This is a genomic window from Xylanibacter sp., from assembly GCF_057607445.1.
Genome location: NZ_DBLZAX010000001.1, coordinates 200837 through 213280 on the forward strand (window position 1 = coordinate 200837; position 12444 = coordinate 213280).

The following is a 12444-nucleotide window of genomic DNA, read 5'->3' on the forward strand; positions in this document are numbered from 1 at the left end:
TTAAGGATATGGAGCACGAAGCAGAATTTTATGAAGCCGCTGAAGGCGGCAGGGTGGTGTGCCGCCTGTGCCCTCACGGTTGCCGTCTGGCAGAGGGCGAGCGCGGAAAGTGCCGCAGCAGGGTATGCCGCGGCGGGCGTCTCGTGGCAGAAAACTACGGTCGTGTGTGCGCATTGCAGATAGACCCGGTGGAGAAGAAGCCGTTGCTGCATTTTCATCCCGGCGACAGCTGTCTGTCTCTGGCTGCGGCGGGCTGCAACCTTTCGTGCCTTAACTGCCAGAACTGGGACATATCGCAGGCGTCGGCGGCCGACGTGCCTTACAGACAGCTTGGTGCTGCCGACGTGGCGCGGCTGGCTGAAACGAACGGATGCCGTATGGTGGCATATACTTACACCGAGCCGCTGACATGGCTGGAGTACACGCGCGACTGCGCCGTGGCGTGCCGTGAGCGCGGACTGAAGAACATACTGGTTACGGCAGGCTATGTCAACGCCCGTCCGCTGGCAGGTCTGCTGCCGTATATCGACGCCGCCAACGTAGACCTCAAGTCGTTCTCCGACGACATCTACCGCTCTGTCAGCGGTGTGCGGCTTGCCCCTGTCCTGCATACGCTCAAAAGTATGCTCGATGCCGGCGTGTGGATAGAGATAACCAACCTCTTGATACCCGGCGTAAACGACGACATGGACATGATAGCCCGCATGTGCCGCTGGCTTGTCGACAACGGCTTTGCCGACTGTCCGCTCCATTTCAGCCGTTTCTTCCCGCAGTATAAGATGCAGGGCCCCATGTCGGTGCTTGCCGTTACGCCCATGGGCGTTAAGGATGCCGGTGCTAGCTTTGTGCCGACGCCCCTGCCGCTACTCGTTGAGGCACGCCGTGTGGCCATAAGTCAGGGCATGCGCCATGTCTATCTCGGCAATGTCTCGCTTCCCGGAGCCGAAGACACCCTTTGCCCCCGTTGCGGCTCTGTCCTCATACGCCGCACAGGCTACGACGTGGACCTTGGCAACTTCAGCGGCGTCTGCCCTAAGTGCGGCAGCAAGATTGCCGGTGTGTGGTGATGCATCAGCATTAGTTTGCGTAAAGGGCGGAATAAGAGTTAAAAGAAATAAAACAAGATGCATAGGTGTATGAAAACAATATAGGAAAAAAGAAAAAATATGATATTTATATTGAATTAAAAATATAAATATGATATCTGTTAAACTTAAATTCAGACCTTCTGTAAACATTGACAAAGAAGGTTCATTGGTGTTTCAGCTTATTCACGGACGTTTAGTCCGCAGAATAACCAGCAAGTACAAGATTTTCAGCAGCGAATGGGACGAGCACAACGGTTGCATCATTCTCCCCATGAAGTCATCGCCGCGCTATGAGCAGCTAAGTCTTATCCGCTTTAATGTGGAATGGGAACTGCGGCGGATAAACAGCATTATCCGGGACATTGTCGTTGACGGCAGTCAGTTGTGCGTTGACGATGTCATCAGCCGGTTTTTGCTTTGTGACGATGTAAGGCAAAGCGTGTTTAACTTTATCCGTACTCAGATTATGCTTAAACAGAAGCTGGGCAAGATACGTTCAAGCGAGACCTATAAGTCGACGTTAAACAGCTTCATGCACTTCAGGAAAGGTGTCGACCTGCCTTTTAACATGATTGATTCAGAGCTGCTTGAACTTTATGAGGCGCAGATGAGATACCGCGGCTTGTCGCGCAACACGACATCGTTCTACATGAGAATTCTGCGCACCAACTATAAGATGGCGGTAGAGAAAGGCCTGACTAAAGACTGCCACCCGTTCAGGCATGTCTATTGCGGCATGGACAAGACCATAAAGCGGAGCATATCCTTTGTTGAGATTAAGAGAATAAAGGACCTCGATCTGTCGAGAAAACCCATTTGGGACTATGCCCGCGACATGTTCATCTTCAGCTTCTGCACCAGAGGCATGTCTTTTGTAGACATGGCATATCTGAAGAAGAAAGACCTGCGCAACGGTTACCTTACTTACCGTCGTAAGAAGACGGGACAGCTGCTCATAATAGAGTGGACACGCCAGATGCAGGATATCCTTGATAAGTATGAGCCTAACAAGACAAAATATCTGCTGCCGATAATAATGCGTGAAGACGGAAAAGAGCGGCAGCAATACCTTAATCAGATGATGAGAATAAACAGACATCTGAAGGAGATTGCCGGCTTGGCCAATTTGTCAGTGCCATTGTCTTTATATTACAGCCGTCACAGCTGGGCAACCATAGCACGCGGCAAGGACATCCCCCTGGCTGTGATAAGCGAAGGGCTGGGGCACGAGTCGGAAACTACCACCCAGATATATTTAGATTCGATTAAATCTTATGAGGTGGATGAGGCAAACAGGAAAATATTAAACGGTCTCTAAAACTTATTAAACATTGTGGAGGGACATTGGTGTATGTCCGTGCTGTTTGTGCTGAAGGCAAAAGCAGCATCGCCTAATAAGCATCATTGTCCGAAAATAAAGTTAATTCTTCGATTTATAAACCTCACCATATTTTACGCTTTTCAGTAAAGTAACAGACGCAAATACTATTCTTAAAGTCATTCGTTTTTTTGAATGATGTAATCCAAAAAAGACTTGATTCGTTTCACGAAAAAGACCATCTCTTATTAGGAGATAAGCAAAAATAACTAGGTGATAAATAAGCTTTACACTGATAAAGTCATTTAAAAAAGCGTTTTAATAATGCTTGACGAGAATGAGAGAAGTCTAGATACAAAAACTCGTAACTGCTTGTTATACTGCAATTTACGTTAACTCGCAGGACTAGAAGGTATGCCTTTAAGGTATTAATATTAGTAACCAACACATTGCTGACTATGACTAAAGAAGAGCAGATTATAGCTTTTTCTAGGAGTGACGCGCCCCAATGGTTCGTTATGCGCGACCTGAAGCGAAACAATGCCAAGCTTCCTGCGTATAAGATGTTGAGCGAGATGAAAATCGAGATATTCACTCCTATGAAGTGGAAAATTGTGACCAAAGAGAAAAAACGCATCCCCCAGAAAGTTCCTTTTATGCAAGACTTGCTGTTCGTGCATGTCACCAGAAAAGTTCTTGATCCTATCGTCGAGAGAACCAGTACACTGCAATACCGCTACTTGCGCGACGGATTTAGAACTCCCATGACGGTAAGGGACACGGATATGGAGCGTTTTATACATGCTGTTGAAGCTGCTGACAATCCGCAGTTTTATGCTCCAAAGGATATCCTTCCTAGTATGATAGGCAAAACTGTGCGCATCATCGGCGGTCCTCTGAACGACTATGTAGGAAAACTCCAGAAGATGCAAGGCTCAAAAGTGAAGCGCATCTTTATTGAATTGTCTAACCTCTTGACTGCATCTATTGAAGTGCAGCCTGAATATATACAGATATTATAAGAAATAACGAATCTTTATCTTATGCCATTTTGTTGTTTCTGCTGGCGCCAACAGGCAGAAATTGTTATGATGAAACTACTTTCGTAAATCCCATAAAACGAAAATATATAAATACAAAACCCGAGCCGGGCGTTATGGTTCAGCCGGTATCTTCGCTTTATATTGAACAGACTTTCGTTCGCTCTTTCGCAACATAGCGTGCTATGTCAAGAAGAAACATACGGAACTCAATAGTAAACAAAAAGACGGCTGAAAGCAGAAATACACAAAAGAGATAAAACGATATGCAGACCAACGGTCGGTTTGTGCTAAATTATTGATGTAAATAAATTAAATGACCACGCAACAGGAAAATACAAAACGGATTGCAAAGAATACATTGATGCTATATGTCCGCATGCTTTTTGGCATGTTGATATCATTATACACTTCGCGTGTGGTTTTGCAGGCCTTGGGCGTTGAAGACTATGGTATCTATAATGTCGTAGGCGGTGTGGTTGCGATGTTTTCGATGGTTTCCAGTTCTTTGTCTTCATCTGTCAGCAGATTCCTGACTTTTGAGTTGGGAAAAGGAGACATGGAAGGTCTCAAAAAAGTTTTTTCCACATCATTAAGTATTCAGCTTGTTTTGTCAGGCATAATAATAATCCTTGCAGAAACAATAGGCCTTTGGTTCCTGAATACTCACATGACAATTCCCGATAACAGGTTGTATGCTGCCAATTGGGTGTTTCATGCGTCAGTGCTTACATTTGTGATAAACCTTTTGAGTGTTCCGTTCAGTGCATCAATCGTATCTCACGAACGTATGAGTGCGTTTGCCTATATAGGTATACTTGACATCATCCTGCGTCTGCTGATTGTGTTGTTTATAGCTTATTCCGGGTTAACTTTCGATCGTCTGATTGTATATGCATTGCTTTTAGTGGGAGTGGTTTGCATCATGCAGGCAATTTATTGGAGTTATTGCACTCGTAATTTTGATGAATGTAAATTAAAATTGAGCTTTGATGTCAGCTATTGGAAAGAGATGAGCTCTTTTGCAGGCTGGAATTTCATTGGTAGTACAGCAGGATTGTTAAAAGATCAGGGTGTGAATATTTTATTGAATATATTTATGGGACCTGTTATTAATGCAGCTCGTGGAATAGCCAATACAGTTAATAATGTTTTGGTTTCATTTTCTAATAATTTCATGACAGCTCTTAATCCGCAAATTACGAAATCGTATGCGGCTGGTAACTATGATTATATGTTTTCATTGGTAGATAGAGGTTCAAGATTCTCTTATTATATATTATTGTTGTTTGCCTTGCCAATGTTATTTGAAGTTGATTTTGTATTGACTATGTGGTTAGGACATTATCCGAATCACACGGTTAATTTCGTGAGGCTTATTTTAATCGTGACTATGTGTGACATATTATCTAATACCTTGATTAAGGTTAAACAAGCAACGGGAAAGGTTCGCAATTATCAGTTGGCTGTTGGAGGGATGTTATTGATGAATTTTCCATTGTCGTATGTTTTTCTAAGATATGGCTTCCCACCTGAATATACATTGGTAGTGGCATTATTTGTTTCAATATTGTGCTTATTTCTAAGATTATTATTTATTCGTAAAATAACTGGTTTCTCAATGAAAGAATATTTGTATAAGGTTTGTGGTAATATATTGCTTGTTACTTGTATGTCCTTAATAATACCTTTCATCATATATATACAAATGGAAAATAATATTACTCGTTTTTTTGTAATATGTATATTAACAACATTTTGCTCTTTAATGTCAATTTATTTTGTTGGTTGTAGGAATATAGAAAAACAGTTTATTAGGGATAAACTTATTTATTTGGAGCAGATGTTTGTATCTAAGTTAAAACGAAAATAATTTATTAAAAAATTATTTTTGTTTGTATGTAGTTTGACCTTCAAAAAAATAAATAATATGACTTTGATTTCTGTAATTATTCCAGTTTATAACGTAGAAACATATTTAAGAAAATGTGTGGATAGTGTATTAAGTCAAAGCTATAATTGTTTTGAAATATTATTAATAGATGATGGAAGCACAGATTCGTCAGGTAAACTATGTGATGAATTGGTCAAAATGGATGGTAGAATAAAAGCTTTTCATAAATTAAATGGAGGTTTGTCTTCAGCACGTAACTATGGAGTTGAGAAAGCAAGGGGCGAGTATATTATTTTTTTAGATTCTGACGATTATTGGCTTGATATTAATATATTGTCTTTATTTATTGATAAAGCTAAGAATTTTGATTTGGATATAGTTCGAGCCGAATATATTAGTATTAATATGGCAAGGAATAAAGTGTATACACCTAATGTGGACGATAATAAAATGAAATTTAAAGATGTGATTTTTACTTCTTATGAAATGATGGAATTTGTTATTGCGGGGCAATATTTTTCATGGCTTTTTTTTATTAAAAAGACATCTTTAGGGGATTTACGCTTTGATGAAAATCGAAAATTTCAAGAAGATATTGATTTTGCAGCAAGGTTATTTACTCGCAAACTATTATGTGGCTATTTACCAATTCATTTTTATGCTTATTGTCATCGACAAAATTCAATTATCACGACTCCTAGATTGGTAAATATTTTAGATTCTTTTTCTTTGTGTGATGTCTTTTATAACTGTTCGATTGTAATAGAAAATGAAAAATTGAAACATTATTATATCAAGACAGCTGTTATGATGTATTATTGGACACTAAAAACAGTTGCGAGTGATGCTTTTATAAAAAGGAAAAAAGAAGTAAGAAAAGCCGTACATATAGAAAAAATAAGAAAAAAAGTTTATAGATGGTCAAAACAGACAAAAGAAATTAAATATCCTTTTATTTTATACATCCCGTCTTTATGGAGTATTTATGTATTTCGTATACGTTGGGCAATAGGAAAAATCCTTCGAAATTTATATTTGATAAAATAAAATGTTTTTATTATGCCATTGGTTTCTATAATTGTTCCCATATACAATGTCGCTAAATATATAGAAAAATGTACACGTTCTTTATTTGAGCAGACGTTTGACGATATTGAATATATATTTGTAAATGATTGCACTCCCGATGATAGTATGGATATACTTTTACAAATAATTAATGAATACCCTGATAAAAGAGATAAATGTAAAATCATAAATCATGATAAAAATAAAGGATTAACCTTTGCACGAAATTCTGGTTTGTCAGTTGCTAGTGGTAAGTACATTATTCATTGTGATAGTGATGATTGGATGGAAAAAGATATGATAAGTAGCATGTACGAATTAGCTGAAGCGGAAAATGCAGATATAGTTACATGTGATTTCCGTATGATATATCAAGATTCTACTGTCGATTCTTATTCTATTGACTGGGGAAAAAATAAGATTCTGTCGTTGCAAAAGTACATAGCAAATACTTGGACTGTATTATGGAACTTGTTGGTTAAACGTGATATTTATTTGAAGTATAATATACGTTCATTAGCTGTTGCAGCTAATTTTTGTGAGGATTTTAATTTATCTGTCAAATTATTACTTCATGCGAATAAGGTTGTACATCTTAAAAAGGTTTTATATAATTATAATCGATTAAATTTAAGTTCTATATTACATAATAACAAGAAAATAATGCATGATGAACAAATAATGTATTTAGATGTTCTTCGCTATATGAAAAAAATGGGTGAATACCAATATTATGAAAAACAAATATGTTGGAGAATTTTAAGAAGTAAACAAGAATGGGTGCTAAATAAATCTACGTATAAAGATTTTCTTAATTTATATCCTGAATCTCATAAATATATTTTATCATGCCCTTTTCTTAATATAAAACTGAAAATTATGATGTGGTGTTTGGTACATCATATATCTTTTATTTCTCAATTAATGTTATTCATAAGGTATTTAAAACATAAAGTAATTTTTTGATTTGTAATTATATGACTCTATTTGTTGTATAAATCTATATAACTAATTTGAGTAATAACAGAGAATTTAGTTAAATTCTGATGTGTCGATTATGAAATTAATATAATTATTTAGTGTTAGAAATAGAAAAAATATGAATATAATAGAGAAAAAACAACAATTAAAGAAGATAATCAAGCGGGAATTAATATCCTATATCAATAATGATTATGTCTATTTCGATTTGCCATATTATAATAATTTAGGTGATACTCTAATATGGGAAGGAACAAAATGTTTTTTAAAAACATTACCTTATAGATGTTTATATAGTACAGACATGCATTTTTATGTAAAACGTAAGTTGTCGACAGATACTATTATAATATTACAAGGGGGAGGAAATTTTGGTGATTTATATCGTGAACATACTGTTTTTAGAAAAAAAATAATTGAAACTTATCCAGAAAATAGAATAATAGTTCTTCCTCAAAGTGTATATTATGATAATAATGAATTAATACAAAAAGATGCAGCTTTTTATTCCTTACATAAAAATGTTATAATTTGTGCAAGAGATAAGTATTCTTATAATTTTTTGAAGGAGAATTTTAAAAATAAAATATTACTTGTGCCTGATATGGCTTTTTTTATTGATTTTAATAAATATAGAATACCTGAATCAGAAGGAAAAATATTATTTTTAAGAAGATTGGATAAAGAATTTTATAAAGAAAATAAATATAATGAAATACCTAAATCGGCAGAAATACATGATTGGCCTACTATAGAAAATAATATGTTTAGGTATAAATTAGTTGACCGAATTTTTTATCCTGTGAAGTTCTTTTTTAGAATGTTTGGATATCGATATAAAAAACAAGTAGAAGATTTTAAAAGAGATAAATTCTATCGTAAATCTTATGTTCAGATAGGAATAAACTTTATTGGCCGTTATTCAATAATATATACGACTAGACTACATGCTATGATTTTATCTATACTTTTAAATAAGACAGTTATTTTATTAGAAAATTCAACGGGAAAACTCGGTAACTTCTATTCAACTTGGTTGACAGACTTAGATAATATTCATAATGTAAATAATGATTAGGCATTACTAATACTGTTATGGAGGATGATTTTATTCCTGTAATAAATGAAATATTTTAGTAGCTTCATAGATTGATCTTTATTTTATTTGCTGTATTATTTTGTCTATAGTAATTGTGATGACTATTATTGAATATTTTAATAATATATAGAAATTATATTTCTATTTCTAGCAAAATACAACTTTCTAATATTCTAATAATCTAACGATGAAAGGAAAATTTATTTATACGGCCGTAATAAGGACATTAGGTAGAGCTGGACAGAAATACTTGGATTTATTAAATTCATTGCAAAAACAAACCATTCAACCCCAAAACATATTAATTTATATTGCTGAAGGTTATGCTATTCCGAAAGAAACTATAGGGGTAGAAAAATATATTTATGTAAAAAAAGGTATGATAGCACAGCGTGCATTACCTTATAATGAAGTAGATACAGAATTTATTCTATTTTTGGATGATGATGTATATTTGCCTGAAACTGCAGTAGAACAGCTGCATCGGTATTTAACCGATTGTAATGCTGATATTATTGCGCCAGATGTATTTCCTAATGCACAGCGTTCATTTTATGGCAAATGTATGATGATGTTATCTGGTAGAATGTTACCAAGAAAGGATGATGGAAAGTGGGGATATAAAGTGATGCGTAATTCTGGCTACTCATATAATAACTATCCGAAGCCTGGGATATATTGGTCGCAGACAAATGCCGGTCCTTGTTTTTTCTGTAAAAAGACAGATTTCCTCAAAATTCATTTTGAAGAAGAATTGTGGATGGATCGTTTGAAATATGCGCAAGGTGATGATCAGGTAATGTTTTATAAGATGTATTTGTTTGGCTTAAAACAATTGACATGGTTTGGAAGTGGAATCAAACATCTTGATGCTGGAACAGCAATGATGAATGAGGAAAAAGAAAAAAGGTTAATTTATTCTGATTTTCGTTTTAAAACAATATTTTGGCATCGTTTCATCTATGAACCGGACAAGAATTATTTTAGCAGGGTTTGGAGCACGATTTGCGTTGGATATACATTAGGTTTTACATTGTTAATTTCATTGCTAAAATTCAAATTTACTATTTTTTCACTTAAATGTAAGGCAATAAAAGATGCAATTGACTTTATCCGAAGTGAAGAATATCGAAATATACCTTTAATAAAGAAAATGATATAATATGAATACTGTACCCATTGCTTTTGCTTTTGACAATAATCTGATTTTGCCGGCATGTGTCTGTATATCTTCCTTAATGATGAACGCCAAGAAAGATACCTTTTATGATATCTTCATACTACATTCTGCCCATGTGTCATTAAAAAAAGAAGAACTGGATAAACTGCCTAAATATTATAAAAATTGTCGTATCCAATATCGTCAGGTTGACAATACATTTGATTCTGCATTTGAGATTCGGGGTATTACATCTGCTACATACTATCGATTGTTGATTCCAGAATTGATACCTGAATATGATAAAATCATTTATGCAGATGTAGATATTATATTTAGAATGGATTTATCATCTTTGTATAATTCCGATCTTGGAGATAATTATATTGCAGCAACTCTTGAATTAGGCATGAATCTTACTGAAGATGGGAAAAGGTATATTAACTCTATGAAAGAGTTAAGCTTGGGGAAATATATACAAGCTGGTTTTATAATATTAAATTCCAAGGTACTTAAAGATGAGAATATAGTTTCTGAATTAAAAAAATGGAGTAATAAAAAATTAAAATTTCAAGACCAAGATATACTAAATATTGTATGTAGTGGGCGAATTCATTATCTATCATTGGAATACAACATGACTGATTATTCTTATTATTTTGCAATAAGAAAACCTGAATTGATAAGTGACCAATTTTCTAATGATACCATAGATTTTGCGGTGAATCATGGAAATATACATTTTAATGGGCACAAGCCATGGAAAAAGTATAGTGTGAATTTTGATATATGGTGGGAATATTATCGTAAGTCTCCATTATTTAACCAGAAGTTCTATTTCGAATTCTTTTATAAAAGGTTAAACGAATTGGATCAGCTATCTTTGTGGAAAAGAATGAAAATACTGATTCGCTATTTTGTCTATGGGAAGAGAGAGATTTGATTATATCGATATTGTTAAGGGTATTGGTATTATTTTGGTCGTATGTAGTCATTCTATGTGTAGTGATTTGATGTATGTAGCAAGTAGCTGTTTTATTCCTTTATTTTATGTTGCTTCTGGATATGTAACGTTTAAAGTAAATTTAAAGAAAAAAGCAAGAAAATTGTTGAAACCATATATATATTTTAATATAGCTATATTGCTTTTAATGTTTTTGTCTGGTTTAAAGAATATTACATTTAATCATTTATTTGGTATCTTATATTCAAGATATGCATTATACAGACTTGATTATTCGGATAATCAAATATTTATGAATATAGGCAACTCACCCTTGTGGTTTTTGACTTCAATGTTTCTTGCTTTTATATGGTTTAGCCTATTATTAAGAATAAAGCGAAATAAATATCGACTAATTTTATTATTCGTATATATTGTTATCACAATTCTTTTAGGTAAACTCCCTATACTCCTTCCATGGAGTATAGATACATCTTTTTTGATGTCAATTTTTATTTATTGTGGGTATATTATTAGGAATAAAGGATATGAAGTCAATTGGTTGTCAAATAAAATGGTATGTGGTGCAGTCCTATTGTATTCTTTATGCCTGTGTATAAATGGATATACAAATTTGTCTATAGGAAATTTTGGCAAATCAGTATGGCTAACTATAATTGCTGGATTTACAGGTAGTTTGGCTTTGATAAAAATTGCTATATGGTTGGAAAAATTTTGGTGTAAAAGTCTTTTAGTTGAGATAGGAAAAAATTCCTTAATTATTTTTTGTATTCAAATGCCATTGTTGTTTTGCACGGAAAAAATATATCTTAAAATAGTGGGAGAAAATTTAAGTGGATGTGAATTAGTCATAGGGGCATTATTTCAAATATTTATTTCCATTATGCTGGGATATATTATATCTAAGATATTAGTAAAATTTATACCTTGGGTATTTAATTGAATCTGTATGAATGTTATTATTAATATGGCGTGTGGCCTAGCAAATCGGATGTTTCAGTATAGCTATTACCTTTTTCTGAAGCATAAAGGTTACAATGTAAAAGTTGATTTTTATAATTCAGCGAAATTGGCTCATGAAAAGGTTTCATGGAATGATATTTTTCCAAAAGCAAAAATCGAGCAGGCATCATTTTTAGATGTATTAAAGTCAGGGGGCGGGTCTGATTTGTTCTCAAAAGTTCGTAGGAAATATTTACCGATTCTTTCAAGTGTCGTTAATATGCCTACTGCATTTGACGCAAATTTGCCAGATGAGAATAAAAAGCTACAATATATAATAGGTGTATTTCAAAATGCCAATATGGTTGAGGCTGTGGAAGATGATGTGAAACGTTGTTTTGCATTTCAGCCTTTTACAGATGAGAGAAACATAAATTTGCAAAAAGAAATGCAATCGTGTGAGTCTGTTGCCATACACGTCCGTAAAGGAAAGGACTATGCACAGCGTATTTGGTATCAGAACACATGTCCGATAGAATATTATCAGAAGGCAATCCGACTGATTTCAGAAAAGGTGAATAACCCTAAGTTATATGTCTTTACGGATAATCCTGAATGGGTGAAAGAACATTTTAAGGATTTTCCTTACACATTGGTAGAAGGAAATCCTGCTAGCGGTTGGGGAAGTCATTTTGATATGCAGCTGATGAGCGTATGTAAACATAATGTTATATCAAACAGCACATACAGTTGGTGGAGCGCATTTCTGAATGAGCATAATGGAAAAATAGTTATAGGACCTAAGGTGTGGTTTAATCCTGACAGCTGTTCTGAATTTACATCTGAAAGAATCTTGTGTAAAGACTGGCTGTCTGTATAAAATTAAATTAG

General features: G+C 34.7%; 11 protein-coding genes. All 11 read left to right on the forward strand.

Annotation, left to right across the window (positions count from 1 at the left end; all coding sequences use genetic code 11):
* The first annotated feature begins 8 nt into the window (after positions 1-8).
* Positions 9-1067: an AmmeMemoRadiSam system radical SAM enzyme gene (gene amrS, locus ACZMIG_RS00850; RefSeq protein ID WP_487888844.1), complete on the forward strand. Its 1059-nt coding sequence runs from the start codon at positions 9-11 to the stop codon at positions 1065-1067.
* A 130-nt stretch (positions 1068-1197) separates the two neighbouring features.
* Positions 1198-2406, forward strand: coding sequence for a tyrosine-type recombinase/integrase (locus ACZMIG_RS00855; RefSeq protein ID WP_487888845.1), 1209 nt, complete (start codon positions 1198-1200; stop codon positions 2404-2406).
* 458 nt (positions 2407-2864) lie between these two features.
* The gene (locus ACZMIG_RS00860; protein ID WP_302352205.1) at positions 2865-3428 is read left to right on the forward strand and encodes a UpxY family transcription antiterminator; all 564 of its coding nucleotides are present in this window, start codon (positions 2865-2867) and stop codon (positions 3426-3428) included.
* A 334-nt stretch (positions 3429-3762) separates the two neighbouring features.
* Positions 3763-5319 (forward strand): MATE family efflux transporter, encoded by a 1557-nt coding sequence (locus ACZMIG_RS00865; RefSeq protein ID WP_487888846.1) that lies wholly within the window; start codon positions 3763-3765, stop codon positions 5317-5319.
* Positions 5320-5376: 57 nt separating this feature from the next.
* Positions 5377-6387 carry a glycosyltransferase family 2 protein gene (locus ACZMIG_RS00870; RefSeq protein WP_487888847.1) on the forward strand — a complete coding sequence of 337 codons (1011 nt, stop codon included), beginning with the start codon at positions 5377-5379 and terminating at the stop codon, positions 6385-6387.
* A gap of 12 nt (positions 6388-6399) precedes the next feature.
* Positions 6400-7374, forward strand: a complete 975-nt coding sequence (locus tag ACZMIG_RS00875) for a glycosyltransferase family 2 protein (protein ID WP_487888848.1) — start codon at positions 6400-6402, stop codon at positions 7372-7374.
* 133 nt (positions 7375-7507) lie between these two features.
* Positions 7508-8467 (forward strand): polysaccharide pyruvyl transferase family protein, encoded by a 960-nt coding sequence (locus ACZMIG_RS00880; RefSeq protein ID WP_487888849.1) that lies wholly within the window; start codon positions 7508-7510, stop codon positions 8465-8467.
* A gap of 208 nt (positions 8468-8675) precedes the next feature.
* Positions 8676-9650: a glycosyltransferase family A protein gene (locus ACZMIG_RS00885; protein WP_487888850.1), complete on the forward strand. Its 975-nt coding sequence runs from the start codon at positions 8676-8678 to the stop codon at positions 9648-9650.
* Between the two features lies 1 nt (position 9651).
* Complete coding sequence (locus ACZMIG_RS00890) at positions 9652-10590, forward strand: glycosyltransferase family 8 protein (RefSeq protein WP_487888851.1); 939 nt, start codon at positions 9652-9654, stop codon at positions 10588-10590.
* Positions 10571-11554 (forward strand): acyltransferase family protein, encoded by a 984-nt coding sequence (locus ACZMIG_RS00895; protein WP_487888852.1) that lies wholly within the window; start codon positions 10571-10573, stop codon positions 11552-11554. The genes ACZMIG_RS00890 and ACZMIG_RS00895 overlap by 20 nt, the downstream gene beginning before the upstream one ends.
* 6 nt (positions 11555-11560) lie before the next feature.
* Positions 11561-12433 (forward strand): alpha-1,2-fucosyltransferase, encoded by an 873-nt coding sequence (locus ACZMIG_RS00900; RefSeq protein ID WP_487888853.1) that lies wholly within the window; start codon positions 11561-11563, stop codon positions 12431-12433.
* The last annotated feature ends 11 nt before the right edge of the window (positions 12434-12444 follow it).